This window comes from Pseudomonas sp. ML2-2023-3, from assembly GCF_037055275.1.
Taxonomy (GTDB): domain Bacteria; phylum Pseudomonadota; class Gammaproteobacteria; order Pseudomonadales; family Pseudomonadaceae; genus Aquipseudomonas.
Map to the genome: position 1 here is coordinate 1,907,585 of NZ_CP146343.1, position 23,375 is coordinate 1,930,959.

The window sequence follows — 23,375 nt, forward strand, 5'->3', positions numbered from 1 at the left end:
TGATGATGACCTGACGCTTACGTTCTCCTGAATAAGGTAGCGCCTATATGCTTCAGGAGCACCGTCATGAATCCCATCATCAAACTCAAGTTCTCAGAAAAGTATGACCAGCAGCACGCGGCCGAATACCTGATCAAGCACCAGGATGGTCTGGCTCGCCGTCTCTCGCACAAGCGCGATGAGCAACTGGCCCGCCGCGCTCTTCACCTGGCCGGTGAACCTCGGGTTGTCCTGGATTTGCCCTGTGGCGCCGGGCGTTTCTGGCCGTTGCTGGCGCAAATGCCTAACCGGGAAATCATTGGTGCCGACAACTCGGCCTCCATGCTGGAGGTCGCGGCACTGGCGCAACCGGCCGAGGTGGTGAAACGGGTACGGCGCTTGCAGACGTCTGCATTTGAAATAGATATGCCGGACAACTCCGTTGACAGTATTTTTTGCATGCGTCTGCTGCACCATATTGGTGATGCAAGTCACCGGATGGCTCTACTGCGCGAGCTTCATCGTGTCAGCCGGGACAGTTTGATCATTTCGCTCTGGGTGGACGGCAATTTCAAGGCCTGGAAACGCAAGCGTCTTGAGCGTGAGCGCGCTGTGGAACAAGGGCAGGAGGGTTACCAAAACCGCTTCGTGTTACCAGCTGTTACAGTGGAGTCTGAGTTTAAAAAGGCTGGTTTCGTCATTCAGGATCATTTGGACTTTATTCCGCTTTACGCGATGTGGCGGGTTTACGTACTAAGAAAGAGATAATTCATGACCGTTGATTTTGTACAGCAATCCCCCTCTGCGACTGAAGACCGATTTGAGTTTTACTGGAATCAAAAAGGCGAATGGGTTGAAGAGCCCAACCAGCGTCGCGGTGGCGAGAGTGGTGTACAACGCATTCACGATGCCAACGAGCGTTTGCTCTATGTAAAACGTCAAGTAGGGCACACCTACCGCAGCTGGCGCTATCCGTTGGGTCGCCCGACGGTATTGCGTGAACGCGATGCGTTACTGGCCATGAACCGGCTATCGGTTGGCGTGCCAGAGTTGGTGTACTGCGGGGCCCGGCAAGGGGAAGACAAGCAGTGGCGAGCATTGCTCGTAACCGTCGCTCTGGACGGCTTTGTTGAAATCGACAACTGGTATGCCGCTGGCGAGCGTGAGCGTTGGGGGGAGGCGGTACATGATCGTGTACTTGAGGCCATTGGCCAGACCCTTGCGCGCATGCATCTGGGCCGCTGGCAACATGGCTGCCTGTACGCCAAGCATGTGTTTGTGCGAGTGACAGGGCAGGGTGAAAACCCACAGGTAGAGGTGGCTTTGCTGGACCTTGAAAAAAGCCGGCAACGACTGACTGCTCATAAAGCAGCCTCCCACGACCTTAAGCAGCTTCGCCGCCATTCGTCGTGGAACGCCACGGAGTGGGACAGACTGATCTACTTTTATAAGACGGTGTTTGGCAGCGCCATCAAAGGTTTACGGTGATGAAGCGAGAAATAGCACGAAGTTTGTTTCTGCTGGGAGCTCTGGTCATTGCTGGCGTGGCAGTGGCCGCATGGGAACAGCCAGTGACCCAAGTGTTAAGTGGGCCCCCGACAGGGGCTCACTGCCCGCTGCCGCGGGTAGTGAAAGTGGCAGTAGCGACAAAGCCCGATCACGATCTGCTGCTGTTCATGTTTGGAATGAGCCAAGGGATGAAGAAGTAACGGCAAAACCCCTGTAGCCGCTGCCTCGTTCCTTCGGCAGCGGCTACACAGATTTTTGTCATCTGCTACATCACATGCAGATGGTTGTCCCACAGCCCGGACGGTAGATCCAATGGCTTGGCGCTCAGATCGCTCTGACGGCAATCATAGAATCGGCAACGGCCCTGGCCGGACGTCACCACAAATCCATCCTGTACCGCACCCACCCCCGCACAGTCCGGCAATGGCGCATCCAGACGCAAGGTACCGCTGTCCAGATCCCACACGAAAAATCGATTGCCCCGCGGAGCGGTCAGCGCAACCAGCCGCAATTCACTGTGGACCGCGACACTGGCCGTGTAATGGCCCATGGCACGCAGTTGCTGCTCGGCCACCGGAAAGGCCTCAAATGGCTGGCCAGGACGCTTGATGGCCAACAATTCGGAAAGCTCATGGGCGTCGCCCATGAATTGCTGGCAGGCGACGATTGTGCCGTCACTGGCGATGCCCAAATGGCGCACGCTGTTCATCTGCTGGCTCAGGGTTTCCTTGCTGAGCAAGGTGCCGTCGCGTTGCATCAGCACCAGGCTGGGCTCCATCGCATTCAGGTTCATCTCGACCCGGCTTTCGGCTTCGGTGCGAATGCCGCCGTTGGCCACCACCAGCGTTTCACCGTCAGGCATCCAGGACACTTGATGCGGACCCACGCCGTGGGTAGGGATTTCGCCACTGTGGACCAGACGTGCGCCCTCAAAGCGATAGACCCCCAGCAAGCCACGGCCCGGGTCAGTGGTGTCGTTTTCGGTGGTGTAGAGCCACTCGCCATCTTTGTGGATGACTGCGTGGCCATAGAAGTGGCGGTTGGGCAGGGAGGTCAGTGTTTGCAGCAACTGCCCGTCTGCGAGGTTGATCAGGTAGCTTTCGGTGCCGGGGCGCCGTGCTACAAACAACGCAATGGGCAGTGTCGGGTGGTTGATGATGTCATGGCAGCGCTGGCCTACCTGCGTGCTAAAGACCTGAGTGCCATCCAGGTGATAACCGACAGCAAAGTGATTGCCGTCCACATCGTCGCGGGCACTCAAGAGCAAGGGACTACGGTCTTTTTGCTTGAACAGGGACCAACCGCCCAGCGTGATCGCGCTGAGCAGTAAACCGCCGAGCTTGAGAGCTTGCCTGCGCATCATCGAACCCTCCTTCATCAATCGCCGTCGTTGGCGTTAAAGCCCAGCTGGATGCCCAGCGCTTTGGCCAGCTCGCCTTCGTGCAGGCGATGAACCACGTTCAGGCTGTCATAGATAGCGTTCAGTTGAGCGCGCCCGGCGTCGTCTGCCAGCAGCTCATTGAGTGTGCGCTGGTTGTCATTGAACAGCTTGAGCGAGGTTGCATAGGCCGCATCGATCTTGTCAGCCAACGGTTTTTGCTCGGCAGGCAACAGGCTGCGCAACCCTTTGTTGTCGACACCCGCCCACACGCTCTGAGCGGCAGATAGGCTGGCGGCCAGGCTTTTGAGCGATGACTCGCTGCGCCATGCATCAGCCTGGAATGGCTGCGGGATGCCCTTGCTCTGACGGCCCATTGGGGTGCCGAGTTTTTTCTTCAGGGTATCGAGGGCCGTGACCTGTACACGCAGCACATCTGCAATGGCTTCGTGGGAGTCGGCATAACGCTGGTTAGGGAACTTGCTCATTTGCGCGAGCATGCCATCGGTGCTGTTCCAGCTGGCCAGGATTTCTTCGGCCAGTTGCTTCTGACGTTCGCCAATGGCGGTCAGCAGCGGGCAGTAGCGCGCTTTTTGCGAATCGTCAGCGAGGTTGATATTGCTGTCGAACAGAATGTATTCGTAAGCCGACAGGCCTTGCACCACAACGCTGGATTTGGCCAGGGCTGCTGCATCGATCTGTGGCTGGGCAATCACCAGTTGCTCAACCTGACGGCCGACCAGATTCTTTTTGTCTGGCCAGAACTGTACCTGCCACGAACGATTGCCTTCGGCCAACGGCCCGATCAGTAAAGGCTGCAGCTCGGCCCAGGCTTTTTGCGCATGCAGAAAGTCGGCTCTGGCAGTCTCCAGGTTTTCCTTGCCTTGGCAGTAAGCCAGTGCGCTGACGGCCAGTTGGCGGTCGGCTTCAACCCAGCGGCTGTACGTCGGCAAGATCACTTGCTTGGCGATGGCTGCGGAGGTGACGGCCTGCGGGTCTTGTGGCGAGCATGCGGCCAGGGCGATAGCGGCAAGGCTGGTGAACAACAGCTTGGGTCGAAACATGTCGGGGTCCCCGATCTTGTAAAGCGTTAAAGAGAGTTCAGGAACGCCAGCAACGCAGCGCGCTGCTCGGCATTAAAGCGTAAAACCTGCTGCTTGGCCGGTTCGGCTTCGCCGCCATGCCAGAGCACGGCTTCCATCAGGTTGCGAGCACGTCCATCGTGCAAAAACTGAGTATGACCACTCACCGCCTGGGTCAAGCCAATGCCCCACAACGGTGGCGTGCGCCAGTCGCGGCCGGTGGCGGCGAACTCAGTGCGGTTGTCGGCAAGGCCGGGGCCCATGTCGTGCAGCAGCAAGTCGCTGTACGGGCGAATGACCTGATTGGCCAGTTCGGGCTCGGCAGCGTTGGCAGATGTAGTGAACACAGGGGTGTGGCATGAGGCGCAGCCCGCCTGGAAGAACAGGTTTTTACCGGCCAGCACCTGGGGCGCGCCGACATCACGGCGGGCAGGTACGGCCAGGTTACGGGTGTAGAACTCCACCAGGCGCAGGATGTTGTCGCTGACCTCGGGTTCGCCATCAGGGCCGTTCCCGTTGGGCGCTTCGAGACAGGCGGTTTGAGCCTTGGTGCAATCATCGAAGGGTCTCAAGGAGGTCGTGAGCCCCATATCACCAGAAAAGGCGTGAACATTTTGTTGATTGAGGTTCGGTTGGCCCGCTTTCCAGCCAAATCGACCCAGAACCGTCTTTTGCTGCGCGTCATCCCACACCCAGTTGGGGCGCCCGGCGATGCCGTCACGGTTTTTGTCCTGTTCATCGGCATTGGCCAGGATCGCCTCGTTCGGGATGGCTTCGAGCAGCCCCAGGCCTATCATCGGCGGCGCGATGCGAGCCGAAAAGCGTGTGTCGGGGTGCATTGGGCCATAACCCAGCTGGGTGATCTGCAGCGTGGGTTTGCGCAATTCGACTTCAGTGCCGTCCTTGAAGCGCACGGTAACGGGTTCGTAGTCGACCCGTACCTTGCCCTCGGGAGCTACGCCGGGTACGGACATGTCCTGCAACTGACCGCCATAGACCGGCTCGGGGACGATACCGGCCTGCTCGATGAGCGTGGCGTAAGCGGGATCGTTGGGGATCGATAACCGAACCAGCATCGACACTGAGTTCTTTGCGCCGGGCGCTGGCGGGTGGCCGCGGCCATCCTTGATGTGGCAGTTTTGACAGCCATTGGTATTGAACAGCGGGCCCAGGCCATCACGTGCGGTGGTGGTGGACGGTGCTATGACCCAAGGGCTGCGAAAGAAACTGTTGCCGACGCTGAAATCCAGACGCCGGGTGGGCGAAAGGTTGGCCGAGGGCATGGAAAACGCATTGTGATCGGTTTTACGCACCGTAGCAGCCCCGCCGGAGCGGGCTTCGCCGGGCTCGGGTTTGGTAAAGCGCGGGGCATCATCACAACCGCCAAGGCCAAAGGCCAGTAGCAGCAGGGACAGGCGAAGAGGCAACGAAGGCATCAAACGTCCAGATCAGTGAGCTAAATCGAGGGCGCAAAGTTTATCAGGGAAGGTGAATTGAAATAAGAGGGATTAGCGTTTGGATTGATATGTGGCAAGCAAGCTCATGGGAATGGGCTTGCTTGCGATGGCAGCCAGTGCGGTCTGGAGGTTAAATCCTACATGGCATGGTAATACAATAGGTATTTCCCACGGAATAATCAGAGATGAACGATATAAGGTATTTTCTTTGAATACTATGCTCTCCAAAAAACGGAACGAAATATGAAAATACTTATAGTCGTGTTCATAGTGGGTGCGATTTCTGGTTGTGCAAATGGCCAGTTATTACCTAAAGCGTACAGTCCGGAACTTGCTTATAAGTGTCAGACAGATCCGTATGGTGATTATTGTCTGCACCCGCCAGCGGTAATCAAGAATTAATGATTCCGCAAAGGGTAGGCCAAGATTGGGGGCTGGTGAGTTAAAACTCCCATAGGGTGAAGGGCACTCCGTCCGGTAGTATATTGATCACTTTGAATGTTATTTTTGGCATGCGACCGGGTGTATGTCCAGGCAGTGCCCTGTATGGGTTTGCTGTGAACCTGATTGCTATCGGTCGACCAGGCAACAGCTTTGTTCTCTTGAGTTAACAAGTTTCCATCTAGTAGTAGTGTCAATCTAAAACGCTTTTTCGGCTATGAGATGTTGTCCAGTGGGCATCATTTTATTTGGCGGCAGCAAGGGCGTGTCGCTAGCTTGGAATGGAGTGTAATTAATAGCTATGTTTTTAGCTTTGATTTAGTCAAGTTTAAGGGCGGTGATGGCTATGTATTTATTATTTACAGAGGCGTTAGCAGTTTGACTGCGAATGCGTTATGTCTGTTTTGCAAAAGCACTTCTGTATAAGGGCGAAACCCACAAAAAAGGCGACCCGAAGGTCGCCTCATTGTTCACTCACTCAAACCCTGCAGATCAAAACTCGTGATCGGCGTTGTCCGGGTTCAGGTCGCTGATGCCCAGCTTGCCAGCGGCTTGCTCGATGGCACCGGTCTGCTTGACCAGGGCTGCAATGGCATCACGAACCACCTGGTTGCCCGCTGCGTTATCCGCTGCGATCAACTGGTCGTAGTGCTCGCCCTTGTTGGCGCGGTCAACCATGACCTGGATCTTGGCTTCTGTGTCGGCCAGATCGGATTTCAGTGTCGCGTCTGCAGCCGGGTCAATCACGACCACCAGCGACGACAGGCTTGGGCCGGTCATTTTAGTGCCGTCAGCGCGCAGGTACTCGCCCAGGTACACGTTACGAATGCCCTTGGCATCGTAGAAGTGCGAGTTGTGGGTGTTGTCGCTGAAGCAGTCCTGCTCGTCTTCAGGGGAGTTGGCTTCCAGTGACACTTTCATACGCTCGCCGGCCAGTTCGCCCAGCGACAGGCTGCCCATGCCGAACAGCATTTTGCGCAGACCGTTTTGTACCGGCTCGGCTTCAAGCGTGGCGCGGTAGTTGTCGGCAACGTTGGGTGCCCAGTTGCCGACCATTTCGTCGAGGTCGTTAACCAGCAGTTGGGTCACGGCTTTCAAGTAAGCGCGACGGCGTTCGTTGTGGCCGCCAGTGGCGCCTTCGCCTTCCAGGTAGTCGGAAGCAGGGCGGTTGCCTGCACCCGGGCCTGTGCCGTTGAGGTCCTGGCCCCACAGCAGGAATTCGATTGCGTGATAACCGGTAGCCACGTTGGCTTCGGAACCACCCAGCTCGTTCAGGCTGGCCAGGGTTTCCGGAGTGATTTCGGTGACGTCGACCTTGTCTTCGCCGATCTGAATCTGGGTGTTGGCGATGATGTTGGCGTTGGCACCCGGGTTGCCCAGTGCGCCTGCATAGTTGGCGTCAACGTAGTCGATCAGGCCTTCGTCCAGCGGCCAGGCGTTAACTTGGCCTTCCCAGTCATCAATGATGGTGTTGCCGAAGCGAAACACTTCGCTCTGCAGGTAAGGCACACGGGCTTCAACCCATGCAGCGCGAGCGGCTTTCAGAGTGTCGTCGTTGGGCTTGGCCAGGAACGCATCGATAGCGGTTTGCAGTTTTTTGGCAGTGCTTTCAGCATCGCTGTATACGGCGTGAACCATGTCGGCGTAATGCGCAACGACGGCCTTGGCGGCAGCTTCGTCGACTTTGGCTGCGCTGATGTCAGCGGCTGGCGTCGCGGTGCTGGTGGCGGCTGCTGGCGTAGGGGCTGCGGCGGTTTTTTCCTTGTCCTTGTCGCCACAACCGGCGAGTGAGATAGCAATGGCCAGCAGACTGGCGGTTGCCAGAGGCATACGAATCATGGCGAAAATCCTGCTTCGAGAGGTGGGACAAGCGTGCGGCTGCACGCGAAACTGCCACATAATGCGAAAGATATGCATTTTGTGTAAAGAGATACTGTTGGAAATATTTCTTATTTACCGCAGGCCGCACCGGGTCTTTGCCGATTTTTGAAATATGGATTTACATATTGGCGGCCTTGTCACGTTTGGCCTGCTTCAGATAAGCGACCAACTCCCGCGAGCCAAGGGGTTTGCTGTACAAATAGCCCTGGCCTTCATGGCAGCCTTCGCCGATGACGTAGGCTTCCTGATCAATGGTTTCAACCCCTTCGGCAATCACCTGCATGCCAAGGCTTTTACCCAGCTGGATGATGGCGCGCACGATAGTGGCATCGTCGCCGTCGTCGATCAGGTCCTGAACAAAGCTTTTATCGATCTTGATTTTGTCCAGCGGCAGGCTTTTGAGGTAACTCAATGACGAATAGCCTGTGCCAAAATCATCAATCGCAATCAACGCGCCGGAGCGGCGAAGGCTCAGCAGGTGTTGGGCGGCGGTGCTGATATCTTTCATCAGGCTGGTTTCGGTGACCTCCAGTTCCAGGCTGCGCGGCGGCAAGCGGTGGCGCTGCAGGAGGTTGTTGACCACTCGCGGCAGTTCGACGTGGTGCAACTGCACCGTGGACAGATTGACCGCCATGCGCAGTTCACTGAAGCCTTGATCATGCCATTCGCGCAGTTGGCGGCAGGCTTCGTCCATTGCCCATTCACCGATGGCAATGATGCTGCCGTTTTTCTCGGCCAGCGGGATGAACAGATCGGGCGGAACCATGCCGTGTAGCGGGTGCCGCCAGCGCAAGAGGGCTTCGACACCGACCACCCGGTGGTCGCTGTAACGAATTTGTGGCTGGTAGACCAGGGAGAGCTGGTTGCACTGCAGGGCTTCACGAAGGTCTTTTTCCAGCTCGCGCATACGCCGCATCTCGCGGTCCACGCTGGCAATATAAAACTGATAGCGGTTGCGCGAGTAACTCTTGGCCAGCGTCATGGTTTGCTCGGCTTTTTGCAGCAACTTTTCAGTGGTGTCGCCATCTTCGGGAAACAGCGTGATACCGATAGTGGCGCGCAAGCGGATGTTTTGCTGGTCAAGACAGAAGGGTGATTCAAGGTCATCCAGAATGCTCTGGGCCAGTTCGGCAGCTTCGTAGGGCTGTTCGATATGGGCCTGAATCAGCGCAAACTGATCGCCACCCAGGCGTCCCAGAGCGCCCAGGCTTCCACTGTGGGCGCGCAAGCGATCGGCCAGAGCCTGCAGCAGTTGATCTCCCGCTTGATAGCCGAACTGCTCGTTGATGCCTTTGAAGTCGTCCAAGCCCACGCAAAGCACAGCGACGCGGCGTTGCAAACGGCCAGCATCGGTCAGGATCTTGCCTAATTGCCCCTGCAGCTGTTGGCGATTGGGCAGGCCGGTCAGAAAGTCATACTGGGCCATGCGCAGCAAGGAACTTTCAGCTTCGTGACGCAAACGGTTGTTGCGTTCAATGGATGCGAGCAACTGGTTGGAAGTGTTGACCCAAACACCCAGTTCATTGTGCTCGTGACCTTTGAGCAGGGGGATCACGTGCTCGCTGGGGCGGTCCGGATTAATACTGGTCAGGTGGCCGATGACTTTGGAAAGCGGCTTGGTCAGCAACCACTGATACACCGAATACAGCACCAGCCCCATCAGCAGGGCACGCAACAGTCCGGAGAGCAGCATGACCGCTGAATCGGCCAGTAACCCTTCGCCGTAACTGGCGGTGTCGAGCGTGATGCTCAGGTCGCCGTAGTACTCGCTGTAAGGCCCCTTGCCTACTAGAGGAATACTGAACGTGTGCTCTTGACCCAGAATCATGTCGGTCACCCAGCGGCTCGATGAGTGTTGCAGCGCCCGTGATTTTTCGGCGAGGGCCGTCTCATTGGGATGGCCGATGGACGCGTTGCGCACGGCTCCATCCTGGAACATGCCTTCGATGACCTGCATGGCCATGTCGCGGTCCAGGCTATACAGCGCTTGAGTCGACGGGTCGCGAAACATGTCCAGGATACGTCCGGCATCTACCGTGACGGCTTGTCGAACCCGGTAGGCGTCAAAGACAATTTGCGCGCAGCTCAATACTCCACCTACGACCACTGCTGACAGCAGTGCGATGCGGAGCAACTTCAGTGACAAGCTGTTCTTGAATTGCAGCTTCAAAGCACTTTTCCCTGTTCCTTGCCGGTATTGCCTGTGGCCTTGTAGGTTGACGATTCACGACAGGTGCGAAAGCAATAAATCCACAACGCTCACAATCGCTACTGTGTCGGTATTTTCACTTCGAACTTGAGGTGCGCTATTAAAATACACAACGCTTTCATACTAGCTGGCCCGGACTCGGCGAGCGGCTCTTTTGAAACTTTAAATCAGACCAAAAAAAACCCGGCAATGCCGGGTTTTTTTACCTGGAGTCAGGCTCAGGCAGTGAAGGCTTTACCTTCGAACTGCTCAGCGACGAACTTCCAGTTAACGAGGTTCCAGAACGCCTCAACATACTTCGGACGTACGTTGCGGTAGTCGATGTAGTAAGCGTGTTCCCAAACGTCGCAGGTCAGCAGCGGGGTGTCGCCGCTGGTCAGCGGGTTGCCGGCGCCGATGGTGCTGGCCAGTGCCAGGGAACCGTCAGCTTTCTTCACCAGCCAGCCCCAGCCGGAACCGAAGGTGCCGATGGAGGTTTTGCTGAATTCTTCTTTGAACTTGTCGAACGAGCCGAAGGCAGCGTTGATGGCATCCGCCAGCGCGCCAGTTGGTTCGCCGCCGGCGTTTGGCGCCAGGCAGTTCCAGTAGAAGGTGTGGTTCCAGACCTGAGCGGCGTTGTTGAAGATACCGCCCGAAGAGGTTTTAACGATCTCTTCCAGGGTTTTGCCTTCGAACTCGGTGCCTGGCACCAGGTTGTTCAGGTTCACGACGTAGGTGTTGTGGTGCTTGTCGTGGTGAAACTCCAGGGTTTCTTTGGAGATGTGCGGCTGCAGGGCATCGTGTGCGTACGGCAGCGGCGGCAATTCAAAAGCCATGATGATTCTCCTAATCAGGTCAGTTGCGATGAGCGCAAGGCCGATCACGGGCGGCCAAACACGCGCCGATGAGTTTTTACTCTTTGCGGCGCAGGGGCTGGATCATAGCACCGGGGTGAAGGCATAACCACGCGACAACTGTGTGGGATAGACGCTTCAGCACTTTTGGCGATGTTTTTTGTGACCTGCGCGCGGGCTCAGCCAGAGACGATCAACTGCACCGCCACCGCATACATCATCACCGCCACCAGCAGGTCCAGCACACGCCAGGTATTTGGCCGTGCCAGCCACGGCGCCAGCCATGCGGCGCCCAGTGCCAGGGTGAAAAACCACATCAGCGAAGCACTCGCCGCGCCCACTACATAGGCCCCTGGCACGCTTTGCTGCGCGCCGAGCGAGCCAATCAGCAAAACCGTATCCAGGTAAACATGGGGGTTGAGCAGGGTGACGGCCAGCGCGCTGAGCATCACGGCCTTGAGCGAACGTGCAGTCTGGCCGGCGGATTGCTCAAGGCTCGACTTGGCGAACGCACGACGCAACGCCTGCGTGCCGTACCACAGCAGAAACACCGCGCCACCCCATCGCGCCACGCTGAGCAACAACGGGTTCTGCGCCAGGAGGGTCGCCAGGCCGAAGACCCCGGCCGCCACCAGCAGGGCATCGCACACTACACAAAACGCGGCCACGGGCAGGTGGTGTTCACGACGCAGGCTTTGTGCGAGGACGAATGCATTCTGGGTGCCGATGGCCATGATCAGGCCGAACGCGACCAACAGGCCATTGAGGTAGCTTTGCCACATAAGAATTACTCGTCGTGTGCAGGCGGGAGAAGGTTGTTGCTGGCTATTGTCCGGCCCTTGGATGTATAAGAAAAACCAATATTGCTGATCGCTCATTAGGAAAACTGATGTTCGACTATAAATTGCTCTCGGCCCTGGCCGCGGTAGTAGAACAAGCCGGGTTTGAACGGGCCGCTCAGGTACTGGGTTTGTCACAATCGGCCATCTCCCAGCGCATCAAGTTGCTGGAAGCGCGCATCGGTCAGCCGGTGCTGATCCGCGCCGCGCCACCGACGCCGACCGAGATTGGCCGTCGCCTGCTCAACCATGTGCAACAAGTGCGCTTGCTGGAGCGTGACCTGCAAAGTGCAGTGCCGGCGCTGGATGACGAGGGGCTGCCCGAACGCCTGCGCATTGCCCTGAATGCCGACAGCCTGGCCACCTGGTGGGCACCGGCGGTGGGTGATTTTTGTGCCGAGCAGCACCTGTTGCTGGACCTGGTGGTTGAGGATCAGACCGTTGGCCTCAAACGCATGCGCGCCGGTGAAGTGGCTGCCTGCCTGTGTGCCAGTGAGCGGCCAGTGGCCGGGGCCCGTAGCGTGCTGCTGGGCGCCATGCGCTATCGGGCACTGGCGAGCCCGGCTTTTATTGCACGGCATTTTCCTGAGGGTGTGAGCCCGGCGTTGCTGTCAAAAACACCAGCCCTGGTGTTTGGCCCGGATGATTTTCTGCAACACCGCTACCTGGCCGCACTGGGCGTAGACGGTGGATTCGAACACCATTTGTGCCCGTCCTCCGAAGGGTTTATCCGTTTGGCCGAGGCGGGTCTGGGATGGGGGCTGGTCCCGGAGTTGCAAGTGCGCGAACAGCTTGAATGTGGACGTCTGGTGGAGCTTTTGCCAGATAAACCCATCGACGTGCCACTGTACTGGCATCATTGGCGTAATGGCGGACAACTGCTGAGTCAACTGACTGAACATTTATCTCGTTCGGCAGCCCGCTGGTTAGTGCCTTTGGCCTGATAACCGGCGTTTAAAGAGCAAGCAGCAAGAATTACAGCATTTGGAGTGATTGATGAAGATTCTGGTCACCGGCGCGAGCGGCTTTATCGGTGGACGCTTCGCGCGCTTTGCCCTGGAGCAGGGCTTTGACGTGCGGGTCAGCGGGCGACGGGCTGAGGGTGTTGAACACCTGGTGCGGCGTGGGGCTGAATTTATCCCGGGTGATTTGACCGATGGCTTGCTGGTGCGTGACCTGTGTGTCGATGTCGACGCTGTGGTTCATTGTGCTGGCCATAGGGGCGCCTGGGGGCGTTATCAGGACTTCCACCGTGACAACGTGCTGGTGACCGAGAACGTGGTTGAGGCCTGCTTGAAGCAGCGGGTGCGCCGCCTGGTGCATTTGTCCTCTGCATCCTTGTACTTCGATGGCCGTTCCCACACCGACCTCACCGAAGAACAGTTGCCCAGGCGTTTTCGGCACCCATATGCCGCGACCAAAAACCTGGCGGAGCAAAAGGTGTTCGGTGCCCAGGAGTTCGGCCTTGAAGTGATTGCCCTGCGTCCGCGGTTTGTCACGGGGGCGGGGGATATGAGCATGTTCCCGCGCTTGTTGAAAATGCAGCGCAAAGGTCGCCTGGCCATCGTGGGCAACGGCCTGAACAAGGTCGACTTCACCAGTGTGCAAAACCTCAACGAGGCGTTGATGAGCAGCTTGTTGAATACGGGTTCGGCCTTGGGCAGGGCCTACAACATCAGTAATGGCACGCCCATCCCGTTGTGGGATGTGATCAATTATGTGATGCGCCAAATGAACGTGCCGCAAGTAACCCGTTATCGCGGCTACGGCCTGGCCTACAGTCTGGGCGCGCTGAGCGAAGTCGGCTGCAAGCTGTGGCCGGGCCAGCCCGAACCGTCACGTTCGCGTTTGGGGGTGCAGATCATGGACAAAGACTTTACCCTCGACATCAGCCGTGCCCGGCATTACCTGGACTACGACCCCAAAGTCAGTCTGTGGGCCGCACTGGATGAGTTCTGTGGCTGGTGGAAAGCTCAGGAATCGCCGTACCGATAAATGCTTGTAACTGAGCGCTATTTTTGAAGGTTTACCATGCGTAACGATGCCCGCGACGACTTTGAACATGTCCCGACCTTGCGCGCCGATGCCCATGATCATGATGAGCTGGCGCCCACGGACGCTGCTCGTGAGCGCACCACGGTTTATTCACGCAATACACCGGTGATCAAGGTCAAGGGTCCGAGTACCGGGCCTTTGTGGACGTTGATCTGTGCCTTGCTGCTTGCCGTGGGCGGGCTTGCCTGGTGGAGTTTTCAGCAGATCTCGCTGATGGAGCAGCAACTGGTGGCGACCCAGGAAAGCTTTGCCCGCATCAGTGAAGATGCGGCGGGGCGGTTGCAGGCCATTTCCGGCAAGGTGGTGGCCAGCGAGTCGAGCATCAACAATGGCAGCGAAGCCCTGAAGTTGCAGATCAAGCAGCTCGAAGAGCAGCTTCTTGAGCAGAGCAAACGTCAGCAGGGTGTTGTGGCGGGGCAGCAGGGCGAGCTGGATCAGCGCTTTGAGCAGATCAATGCGGCGATGGTGCTGCAGGTGACGGCGCAAAAAGAAACCCAGGCCAGGCTCGAAGCCGAGTTGAAAGCGTTGGGTGCTGAGTTGTCGACGCTCAAGACCGGTGTCGCGCAACAGGCTGTAGACGTGGCGGCCCTGAAAAAACAAGGTAATCCGAGTGTGGCGCTCGAGCGTCTGGAACAAGACATGATCGTGCTCAAGAGCGAACTGGAAAACCGCCCGGCACCTGCCCAAGGCGCCAATGCAGCGGAGTTTGACGTGTTTCGCGCCCAGATGACGCGCAACATCAATACCCTGCAAAGCCAGATTCAGAACTTGCAGAAGCAGATCAGCGCCCGCCCGTAAATCGCAACACTGAACGTGTGGGAGCGGGCTTGCTAGCCCCCACACGTCCCACTACTTCGCCTTGTCTTCACGCCCACGCAGCACCTGATTGGGCATCGCCAGCGCCGCAGCCAGCCCCAGCAACGACACCGCAGCGCTGATGGTCAGCAGGTGGCGGAAAGTCAGCAGCAGTTCTGCCCGCAGGCTATCCAGCGCGGGGCCCTGGACCGCGTTCAGGCTGTCGAGCAACACATTCCCCGAGCTGCCTTCACCGATCAAGGGTTGCCCCATGACCGGTGACAGTATCGAGTCGTGCAGCAACGCCAGCAGCAGGGCCGACATCAAGGCGACCCCCATAGCACCGCCCAAGGCGCGAAACAGATTGGTGGTGCTGGTCGCCACGCCAATGTCTTGCTGCTGCACCGAGTTCTGCGCGCCCACCAGCGAGGTTGGAAACTGCATGCCCGAAGCGATCCCGCTGAAAAGCATGAATACGGCGCTCAACAACTCTGCGCTTGGCGGGCTGAAAGCCATTCCCAGGATGGACAGGGGCATCAGCACGGCACCGGCTAAAATCATCGGTTTGTAGCGTCCGGTTACCGAAGTCCTGCGCCCGGCAAAATAGGCCCCGATCGGCAAGCCTATGGCCAGAGGCAGCAGGTGCAGGGCCGCGCTGTCGGCCCCCGCGCCGGTGATGCTCTGATAACGCAACGGCATGAGCACAATCAGGGAAATGGCCTGGAAGCTGGTGAAAAATACCGTGCACCAGCACAGCACCGCATTGCGATTGGCAAACAGGTGCATGGGCAGCAACGGTTCAGTCGTGCGACGTTCATGCCACACAAACAGCCCCAGCGCGATCAGTGCAACCGCCAGAAACCCGGCGACCTGATCATCGCGCCAGCTATGGCCCTGGCCGATAAACGTGATGCTCAGCAGCAGCGACGTCAGGCCCACGATCATCAGCATCGTGCCCAAGTAGTCAATAATCGGCTTGCGTTGCGGGACAGGTAGCCCGACCAGCGTGCGATAGGAGATCCACCAGGCCGCGAGACCCAGAGGCAAATTGATTAAAAATACCCAGCGCCACGACAGATACTCGGTCATGTAACCGCCCAGTACCGGCCCCGCGACGCTGGCCAGTGCATACATGCTGCTGAAGTAGCCCTGATAGCGACCCCGTTCGCGTGGTGGAACGATGTCGCCGATGATCGCCTGGCTCACCGATATCATCCCGCCAGCACCAATCCCCTGAATGATCCTTGCCAGGACCAACTGCTCCATGTTCTGCGCGAGCCCGCAAAACAGCGAGGCGAGGGTAAAGAGCCCCATGCCGAAGAGCATCAGGCGCCTGCGCCCGTACAAGTCGCCGAGCTTGCCGTAAATTGGCACGGCCACTGTCATGGCCACCATATAGCCCGAAATCACCCACGCGAGCTGGCTGACATCCTTGAACTGGGCGGAAATGGCGGGCATGGAGACGGCGACAATGGTTTGATCCAGTGCCCCCAGGAAAATCGCCAGCATCAGGGCGATCAGGATGCTGCGAATTTCAGGCTTGGTCTGGGGTGGCTGATTCAAACTGGTCACGAAAACACCTTTGGGCGGCAAACCTATGGCGGAATGCCGTTAGTCTACTCGATAGCCTGCTATTCGATAGCCTCGTAAGGGAGCCCCACGTAATTTTCTGCAATGGTCGTGCGCCCCGCCCGGGAGTCGACGAAGTACGCCAGTTCACTGTCAGTAATACGCTGGCTAAAGCCGTCACTGTCGGGGAAACGGTGCAACATCGATGTCATCCACCACGAGAACCGTTCAGCCTTCCAGACGCGCCTCAGGCACACCTCGGAATAGCGTTCCAGCAGATCGGTGCGACCTTCGCCGTAGACCTTGAGCAGAATATTGAACAGTGTGCTCACATCGCTGGCGGCCAGGTTCAAACCCTTTGCTCCGGTCGGCGGCACGATATGCGCGGCGTCGCCCACCAGAAACATGCGCCCGAACTGCATCGGCTCGACCACAAAACTGCGCAGTGGCGCGATGCTTTTTTCGATGGACGGCCCGGTGATCAAGCGCTCAGCCAACGCCTTGGGCAGGCGGGTTTTCAGCTCGTCCCAAAAGCGTTGATCAGACCAGTCCTCGACCTTTTCCTGTACCGGGACCTGCAGGTAATAACGGCTGCGGGTAGCCGAACGCTGGCTGCACAGGGCAAAGCCGCGTTCGTGTTTGGCATACACCAGTTCGTCGTTGACCGGCGGCGTATCGGCCAGTACGCCGAGCCAGCCGAAGGGATACACACGTTCGAAGATTTTCAGGACATCACTGGGAATCGACTGACGCGCCACGCCGTGAAAACCATCGCAGCCGGCAATGTAATCGCAGTCCAGGCGCCAGCTTTCGCCCTCTTTATCGAATGTGACGTACGGCGTATCGGTTTTCATCCCGTGTGGTTGAACGTTGCTGGCGCTGTAGAGGGTCTGCGCCCCGGCTTCCTCCCGAGCGGCCATCAGATCGCGGGTCACCTCGGTCTGGCCGTAGACCATCACTGTTTTGCCGCCGGTCAGGCCTTTGAGGTCGATATGCACCTGACGGTTATCCAGGGCCAGTTCAAAGCCGTCATGGACAAGCCCTTCAGCGTCCATGCGCTGACTGACACCGGCCTGGCGCAACAGGTCGACCATGCCTTGCTCTAGCACTCCGGCGCGAATCCGCCCCAGGACGTATTCGCCGGTCTGGCGTTCGATGATGACGTTATCGATACCGGCGTTATGCAGCAGTTGACCCAGCAGCAGGCCTGAAGGACCGGCGCCGATAATAGCGACTTGAGTTCTCATTATTGTTCTCTCGCGCAGCCTCGTCCGCAGGGAACGAGTGGGTTCTTATTAATTTATGCTTGTATTTTTCGCTTGCGAGAGAAGCAATAGAAGGTGATAAACACGTTAATACCGGTACTTTTCGCTAATCGGTGCGATTATCGGCTTTCAGGAATAACTTCAGAGCGGGCGCCCATGAATCCTTCAATCCCGGTGTTCAAGCTGTACGGCGAGCAGCAGGACTGGCTTGGCCCCGACCTGTTGCACTGCGAAACCATCTCGCTGCGCAGCCGCGTCCACGACTGGGAGATCCATCCCCATCGGCATGCCGACCTGTGCCAGTTGCTCTATGTCCACACGGGCAGGGCGCGGGTTGAAGTCGAAGGCCAGTTTCATGTTCTGGAGCAATCCGCCATCCAGATCATCCCGCCGCTGTCTGTACACGGGTTTCAGTTTTCGCCGAACGTTGAGGGTTTTGTACTGACGCTGGCGGCTCCGTTGGTGGCTCAACTGCAAGCGCAGCTGGGCGGATCAGTGAGCTTGCTGCAACGGGTCGCCAGTTACCCGGCTGGCAAGGATCGCGATTACCTCAACAACCTGTTCAGTGAGCTGCAAAGTGAGTATGTCGGCGCGCAACCCGCCCGCGACATGCTCTTGCAATCGCTGATCAGTGTGCTGCTGGTGTGGGTCACTCGCCAGGTGATTCAGCGCCGTGAAGCCAAGCAGGTGCCATCACGGGGGCGTGAGTACCTGAGCGTGTTCAATCAACGGGTCGAGACACAGTTTTGCGAGCAACCGAATGTCGAGCAACTGGCGCATCAGGTGGGCATTTCAGTGGCGCACCTGAACAGTATCTGCCGCGAGCTGGCGGGGCAGTCGGCGTTGCAGATCATTCATCAACGGATTTTGCTGGAGGCAAAGCGGCATTTGATTTACACGCCGATGACCATCAGCGAGGTGGCTGACAGTCTGGGCTTTGCTGACCCGGCGTATTTCGCGCGGTTTTTCCGGCGCCTGAGCGGAACATCGCCCAGCGCCTTTCGAACAGGTCGGGCTGACGGCATCAGCCCGACCTGATGCTCCGGGGCTTCCTTACCTCAGAGCGCTGAACATGGCATTGCAGTGCGCGCCATTGCAACTGGCGATCAATCCGGATGCTTGCCGGGTTTGTTCAGCGCGGTAGCAAGCGCCTGCAAACAGTACAGCGGCAGCGAAAACGACAAACACGGTCATGCATCTTGTTTTTGTTTTAGTAGTCATGGCATTTGCTCCCTGACGTCACAGACTTGAGGCTAGTTCAGACTTAGGTTCTTGCCATGCCAGTTGTACGAGGGGTTGTGCCCGATTTCATCCTTCAAATGGACTAGATGCGCCAGCGACTACGGGGCTCGGTTTACAAGTCTTTATCCCACGCCGGTTCATCGGTGAAGCGTTCGACGAGAAAGTCGAGCATGCTGCGCAAGGTTGCAGGCATGTGTTTGCGTGAGGCATACACCGCGTAAATGTTCATCAGGCGCGGTTCTGCTTCGGGCAGCAGGCGCACCAGTTCACCGCGTTGCACATACACCCCGGCCTGGTAGCTGGGCAGCAGCGAAACCCCCGCACCCGCCAGAGTGGCGCTCAACAAGGTGCTCGCTTCGTTGGCGCTGATGTTGCCTTGTACCGGGACCGACACGTCCTCACCGTGGTGGGTGAAGTGCCACAGGCTCTTGCCGTAGTAGGAGTGGGTCAGGCAGTTGTGTCGGCTCAGTTCGTCGACCTGCTGCGGCGCCGGGCGTTCGCGCAGATACGCCGGGGATGCACAGAGCACCGAGCGACAAACGGTAAGCTTGCGGGCGATCAGGTTCGGGTCCAGGTCATTGCTGGTGCGAATCGCCAGGTCGATGCGCTCGTCTACCAGATTCACCGTGCGGTCGAGCATCTGCAGATCAATGCTGACCTGCGGATAAAGCCGTACGTAGTCAGTCACTGCCGCAGCCAGTTGCGCCTGTCCGAACGAGGTGCTGACACTGATGCGCAACAATCCCCGTGGTGCATCGGTGGGCGCACCCACGGCGGCCTGCATGTCGTCAGCCAGCTCCAGCAGTTGTCGGCAGCGGGGCAGAGTCTCATTGCCCGCAGCAGTCAGGCTCAACTTGCGCGTGGTGCGGTGCATCAAGCGTGCACCTACCCATTCTTCCAGCTCCGCCAGGTAGCGTGACACCACCGGGCGTGACAGATCCAGATGATCGGCCGCCGCTGACTGGCTGCCGAGGTCGACAACGGTAACAAACACACGCATTGCAATAAGACGATCCATGATCTGCCCGATATCTGAAACAAACTATGTTCAAGCATCGCATTTTTAGTTCGCGATCGTGCAACTAAGCTCTGTCTATCGCCGACCCTGGCCACTGACTCAGGAATCACCCATGACTGGATTTTCGACCCTTCGCCGTTTTGTCCTCAGCGCTGTTGTGCTGGGCTTTGCAGCCCATGCTGCCGCTCAGGCACCGTTGACCCTGGACGTGTACAACCCTGGAGAGGCGGCGATTTTTCCCGTGTCTTCGGTGCTGGTCAGTGGTGACAAGGACGCCATTCTGGTCGATGCCCAGTTCGGCAAGGCCCAGGCCCAGCAGGTGGTCGACAAGATTCGCGCCAGCGGCAAAAACCTCACCACGATCTACATCAGCCACGGCGACCCGGACTACTACTTTGGCCTTGAAACCCTGACCCAGGCATTCCCCGACGCGAAGGTCGTGGCCTCGGCACCGACGGTTGCACATATCAACGAAACCAAAGATGCCAAGCTGGCCTTCTGGGGTCCGAAAATGGGCGCTGATGTTCCGGGCAAGGTGATCGTGCCGCAGGTTCTCAAGGGCAATACCCTGGACCTTGAAGGGCGTGAGCTGGATGTGGTCGGCCTCACCGGGCGCCAGCCGGATCGCACTTTCGTATGGATTCCATCGCTTAAAGCCGTGGTCGGTGGTGTAGTAGTGGCCGACAACCTGCACGTATGGATGGCCGACACCCAGACCCCGCAATCGCACAAACAGTGGCTGGCCACCCTCAAGCGCATCGACAGCCTGCAGCCGAAAGTCGTGGTGCCGGGTCATTATCTGGGTGAAAGCGATCGCTCGTTGAAGGCCGTGTATTTCACCCGCGACTACATCAAGGCGTTTGACGAAGAAGCCCTCAAGGCCAGCAATTCGAGCGAACTGATCGCCGCCATGAAAAAACGCTACCCGGACCTGGGCGAAGCGTCTTCGCTGGAGCTCAGTGCCAAAGTGGCCAAGGGCGAAATGAAGTGGTGAAAGATCCCAACGTTATTCCCAACACACTGGAGAGCGTCATGAGCAAAATTGCAATTATCGGAGCGACTGGTCGTGCCGGCAGCCAACTGCTGGAAGAAGCCCTGCGCCGCGGTCACAGCGTTACGGCCATTGCCCGCAACGCTTCCAAATTGAGTGAGCGTGCCAGTGTCGTGACCAAGGACGTCGACATCAACAATGGCCAGGCCCTGCAAGACGCAGTGGCGGGGCATGACGTGGTGCTCAGCGCGGCGCATTTTTCGACCCAGCCAGCCTCGACTATTATCGATCCGGTAAAAAAATCTGGCGTTAAACGCCTGCTGTTTGTTGGCGGCGCGGGTTCCCTGTTGTTGCCTGATGACAGCAAAGTCATCGACAGTCCGGGCTTTCCCGAAGAGTACCGGGCGGAGGCCTCGGCTGGCTGTGTGTACCTCGACATCCTGCGCGCCGAAAAAGACCTGGACTGGAGTTTCCTGTCGCCGTCTGCCGAGTTTGTCGAAGGTGAACGCACAGGCACGTTCCGCCTGGGTGCAGACCACCTGCTGATCAGCGCTGAAGGCAAAAGCTGGATCAGCTTTGCTGACTTCGCCATCGCCATGCTGGATGAAGTCGAACAACCCAAACATTCCCGCCAGCGGTTCACAGTGGGGTATTGAGCCTTACGGTTGGGGGCAACTGCGCCATTTCGCGCTTCGCCCCTTGCCTGTGGATTCGATCAAGCCTTCAGCTTTCAACGTACGTAACACCAGGCGCACCGTGTCGCGGCTCGTGCCCGGGCACGCAAGTTCGATGTCACTGATTGAAAACGGCAGTGAACGGTTCAATACGGCAATACGGACACGGCTGCTTTTGTTGCCGTGTTTTTTCTCAATGGTTCCCACCCGGGCTTCAAACTCTTTGTAAGCCTTGATGAGTGCGCCCCAAAAGTAATTGAGCCAGGGCCCTGCATCATGTTCACCCACGTGCCAGTTGACCGAGCTGGCTTCCAGGGTCTCGTAATAGCTCTCCTTGCTGTCTTCAAAAATACGCTCAAGGCTGATGAAACGACCTACGGCGTAATCAAACTGATAGAGCAGTAACAGGGTCAGCAGGCGGGCAACGCGGCCATTCCCGTCTGCGAAGGGGTGGATACACAAGAAGTCCAGAATGCACAGGGGAACCAGAACCAACGGATCGGCCAGTTTTTGCTCGTTGGCGCTGTGATAGCGGGCGAGTAAATCATTCATGGCCATGGGTGTCAGGTGAGCAGGCGTCGGTGTAAACCGCACCCTGAGACTCCCGTCGGGATGGCGTTCAATGATGTCATTGTTGGTTGATTTCCAGTGACCTCCCTCTTGTGGCAAGTAACGATAAAGAATCGTATGCAACTGGCGCACCGTGCCCTCTGAGACGGGCATGGCATCGCAGGCTTCGTGTATCAGCGACAGGGCGTCCCGATAGCCGGCAATCTCCTGCTCGGAGCGGCTTTTAGGTTGGGCGTTTTTGACCATCAGGGATTTCAGGCGAGTGGGCGAGACAACAACGCCCTCCAGACGGTTGGATGATTCGGCGGACTCGATCATTGCTTGCTGTCTAAGCCCTGCAAGTGCCTCTGCCGATTGCGCGACAAACAACGTTTGCTTGCCCCGGTACTCGCCCAGCGCTCGCAGAGTAGAAAGCTGCAGGCCGTCATAACGAAGCTTGGTCAGAAGTTCGACGGTGAGCGAGTGCATAAGCTTCCTTCTAAATAGGGTAATTTCGAGACTTAAATGGGTTGTTAATGACCGTTTTTACCCTTTTTAAGTATCGATTACCCTATTTAAACTGTTACAGGGATTTTTGTAGCTTCAGGTTTTCCGTGGCGTATTAATTCACGGCTGATCAGTATCCCTAGCCTGTTTCACCAGCCAATCCAGCAATTCGCGCAGCGGTGCGGACGGTTCGTTGCGCGCAGAACACACCAGCAGGTAGGCGGCGCCGGTCCGTACTTTGAAGTCAAAGGGCATGGCCAGTCGGCCAGCCTTGAGGTCATCCCCTATCAGTGACCAGTCGCCTATGGCGACACCGTTGCCCTGGGCGGCTACGGTCATGGCCAGATCCAGGGTGTCGAAGTACTGGCTCTTGCAGATCATCGACACATCTCCCCCCGCCGCAGCCAGCCAGTTGATCCAGTCCTGTTGATCACGGCTGGGGTGCAGCAGGGTGTGTTGTGCAAGGTCGTTCAGGTGGTTGATGGCGTTGCTGCCGTCCAGCAGATGCGGGGCGCATACCGGGGTCAGTTGTTCGTCGAACAGGTGCTGGCCTTCGCGCTTGGGCCCCGGCTGCGGGCTGTAGACCACGGCGGCATCGAAAGCCTCGCGACGAAAGTCCACCCCGTGCTGCACGCTGCTGGTCAGTTCCACCGGCACGTCGGGGCGCAGTTCTTGCCAGTGCAGCAACTTGGGCAGCAGCCAGCGCAGCATGCAGGTAGGGGCCTTGATCTGCAGCGGGGTACGGCGAATGCTGGCGTACTCGACTGCCTCGCCGATCATGTCGAACACCTGCCCGATCCGCGGATACAGCGCCTGGCCCTGTTCGGTCAGACTCAGGCCGCGAGCCTGGCGATGAAACAGCGCATAACCCAGATGTTCCTCAAGCCCGGCAATTTGCCGGCTCACCGCGCCCTGGGTGATGTGTAACTGCTCACCGGCACGGGTGAAGTTGCAACATTGAGCCGTGATCAAAAAAGTATGCAGCGCGGGAAGTGGCGGTAGGCGTTTCATCAGTGGTCAGCCATGAGTCCAGGACATGGCTAGTATGAGCACGTTTGCGTTGTGCGCACCACAGCCGACCGCTTCAATGGTTCATTCCCGA

The 23,375-nt window shown here is 57.9% G+C and carries 21 protein-coding genes; 9 read left to right on the forward strand and 12 right to left on the reverse strand.

Going from position 1 to position 23,375, the window contains the following annotated elements:
• Positions 1-66: 66 nt before the first annotated feature.
• The 3 genes from V6P94_RS08870 to V6P94_RS08880 are packed head-to-tail and all read left to right on the forward strand — an operon-like array spanning position 67 to position 1,688.
• On the forward strand, positions 67-747 hold the full coding sequence (locus tag V6P94_RS08870; RefSeq protein WP_133075798.1) for a class I SAM-dependent methyltransferase: 681 nt from the start codon (positions 67-69) through the stop codon (positions 745-747).
• Positions 748-750: 3 nt separating this feature from the next.
• A complete protein-coding gene (locus V6P94_RS08875; RefSeq protein WP_326398358.1) occupies positions 751-1,467 on the forward strand; it encodes a lipopolysaccharide kinase InaA family protein in 717 nt (238 codons plus the stop codon).
• Positions 1,467-1,688: a hypothetical protein gene (locus V6P94_RS08880; protein WP_133075796.1), complete on the forward strand. Its 222-nt coding sequence runs from the start codon at positions 1,467-1,469 to the stop codon at positions 1,686-1,688. Before V6P94_RS08875 ends, V6P94_RS08880 begins: the two co-directional genes overlap by 1 nt.
• Before the next feature lie 65 nt (positions 1,689-1,753).
• On the opposite strand, the gene V6P94_RS08885 is transcribed toward V6P94_RS08880, so the two are convergent.
• The 7 genes from V6P94_RS08885 to V6P94_RS08915 all read right to left on the reverse strand — a co-directional run bounded on the left by V6P94_RS08885 (position 1,754) and on the right by V6P94_RS08915 (position 11,551).
• Positions 1,754-2,851 carry a DUF1513 domain-containing protein gene (locus V6P94_RS08885; protein WP_326398357.1) on the reverse strand — a complete coding sequence of 366 codons (1,098 nt, stop codon included), beginning with the start codon at positions 2,849-2,851 and terminating at the stop codon, positions 1,754-1,756.
• Positions 2,852-2,865: 14 nt separating this feature from the next.
• A complete protein-coding gene (locus V6P94_RS08890) occupies positions 2,866-3,930 on the reverse strand; it encodes an imelysin family protein (protein ID WP_133075794.1) in 1,065 nt (354 codons plus the stop codon).
• Between the two features lie 26 nt (positions 3,931-3,956).
• Positions 3,957-5,384, reverse strand: coding sequence for a di-heme oxidoredictase family protein (locus V6P94_RS08895; protein ID WP_133075793.1), 1,428 nt, complete (start codon positions 5,382-5,384; stop codon positions 3,957-3,959).
• 954 nt (positions 5,385-6,338) lie between these two features.
• Positions 6,339-7,685: an imelysin family protein gene (locus tag V6P94_RS08900; RefSeq protein WP_133075792.1), complete on the reverse strand. Its 1,347-nt coding sequence runs from the start codon at positions 7,683-7,685 to the stop codon at positions 6,339-6,341.
• Between the two features lie 160 nt (positions 7,686-7,845).
• Positions 7,846-9,897, reverse strand: coding sequence for an EAL domain-containing protein (locus V6P94_RS08905; protein ID WP_326398356.1), 2,052 nt, complete (start codon positions 9,895-9,897; stop codon positions 7,846-7,848).
• Positions 9,898-10,154: 257 nt separating this feature from the next.
• Positions 10,155-10,751 (reverse strand): superoxide dismutase, encoded by a 597-nt coding sequence (locus tag V6P94_RS08910; RefSeq protein ID WP_019827796.1) that lies wholly within the window; start codon positions 10,749-10,751, stop codon positions 10,155-10,157.
• 197 nt (positions 10,752-10,948) lie between these two features.
• Positions 10,949-11,551, reverse strand: a complete 603-nt coding sequence (locus tag V6P94_RS08915) for a LysE/ArgO family amino acid transporter (RefSeq protein WP_133075790.1) — start codon at positions 11,549-11,551, stop codon at positions 10,949-10,951.
• 107 nt (positions 11,552-11,658) lie between these two features.
• On the opposite strand from V6P94_RS08915, the gene V6P94_RS08920 reads away from it, so the two are divergent.
• The 3 genes from V6P94_RS08920 to V6P94_RS08930 are packed head-to-tail and all read left to right on the forward strand — an operon-like array spanning position 11,659 to position 14,461.
• Positions 11,659-12,552, forward strand: coding sequence for a LysR family transcriptional regulator ArgP (locus V6P94_RS08920; protein WP_326398355.1), 894 nt, complete (start codon positions 11,659-11,661; stop codon positions 12,550-12,552).
• A 52-nt stretch (positions 12,553-12,604) separates the two neighbouring features.
• The gene (locus tag V6P94_RS08925) at positions 12,605-13,603 is read left to right on the forward strand and encodes an NAD(P)-dependent oxidoreductase (protein WP_219260759.1); all 999 of its coding nucleotides are present in this window, start codon (positions 12,605-12,607) and stop codon (positions 13,601-13,603) included.
• Positions 13,604-13,639: 36 nt separating this feature from the next.
• Entirely contained in the window at positions 13,640-14,461 is an 822-nt protein-coding gene (locus tag V6P94_RS08930) for an ATPase (RefSeq protein ID WP_133075787.1), read from the forward strand.
• Between the two features lie 51 nt (positions 14,462-14,512).
• Here the strand turns inward: V6P94_RS08930 and V6P94_RS08935 are convergent, their stop codons facing one another.
• Positions 14,513-16,030 carry an MDR family MFS transporter gene (locus V6P94_RS08935; protein ID WP_133075786.1) on the reverse strand — a complete coding sequence of 506 codons (1,518 nt, stop codon included), beginning with the start codon at positions 16,028-16,030 and terminating at the stop codon, positions 14,513-14,515.
• A gap of 59 nt (positions 16,031-16,089) precedes the next feature.
• Positions 16,090-17,274 carry a 4-hydroxybenzoate 3-monooxygenase gene (gene pobA, locus V6P94_RS08940; protein ID WP_326398354.1) on the reverse strand — a complete coding sequence of 395 codons (1,185 nt, stop codon included), beginning with the start codon at positions 17,272-17,274 and terminating at the stop codon, positions 16,090-16,092.
• Between the two features lie 174 nt (positions 17,275-17,448).
• Here pobA and V6P94_RS08945 point away from each other — a divergent pair, with 174 nt between their 5' ends.
• Positions 17,449-18,330: a helix-turn-helix domain-containing protein gene (locus V6P94_RS08945; protein ID WP_133075784.1), complete on the forward strand. Its 882-nt coding sequence runs from the start codon at positions 17,449-17,451 to the stop codon at positions 18,328-18,330.
• A 316-nt stretch (positions 18,331-18,646) separates the two neighbouring features.
• Here V6P94_RS08945 and V6P94_RS08950 read toward each other — a convergent pair whose 3' ends face one another.
• A complete protein-coding gene (locus V6P94_RS08950; RefSeq protein WP_326398352.1) occupies positions 18,647-19,552 on the reverse strand; it encodes a LysR family transcriptional regulator in 906 nt (301 codons plus the stop codon).
• 112 nt (positions 19,553-19,664) lie between these two features.
• Here V6P94_RS08950 and V6P94_RS08955 point away from each other — a divergent pair, with 112 nt between their 5' ends.
• Positions 19,665-20,546 carry an MBL fold metallo-hydrolase gene (locus V6P94_RS08955; protein WP_219260755.1) on the forward strand — a complete coding sequence of 294 codons (882 nt, stop codon included), beginning with the start codon at positions 19,665-19,667 and terminating at the stop codon, positions 20,544-20,546.
• Positions 20,547-20,584: 38 nt separating this feature from the next.
• Positions 20,585-21,199 (forward strand): NAD(P)-dependent oxidoreductase, encoded by a 615-nt coding sequence (locus V6P94_RS08960; RefSeq protein ID WP_326398351.1) that lies wholly within the window; start codon positions 20,585-20,587, stop codon positions 21,197-21,199.
• Between the two features lie 3 nt (positions 21,200-21,202).
• Here V6P94_RS08960 and V6P94_RS08965 read toward each other — a convergent pair whose 3' ends face one another.
• Together V6P94_RS08965 and V6P94_RS08970 are read right to left on the reverse strand one after the other, a co-directional pair.
• Positions 21,203-22,255, reverse strand: a complete 1,053-nt coding sequence (locus tag V6P94_RS08965; RefSeq protein WP_326398350.1) for a Fic family protein — start codon at positions 22,253-22,255, stop codon at positions 21,203-21,205.
• Positions 22,256-22,393: 138 nt separating this feature from the next.
• Positions 22,394-23,284: a LysR substrate-binding domain-containing protein gene (locus tag V6P94_RS08970; protein ID WP_219260752.1), complete on the reverse strand. Its 891-nt coding sequence runs from the start codon at positions 23,282-23,284 to the stop codon at positions 22,394-22,396.
• Between the last annotated feature and the right edge of the window lie 91 nt (positions 23,285-23,375).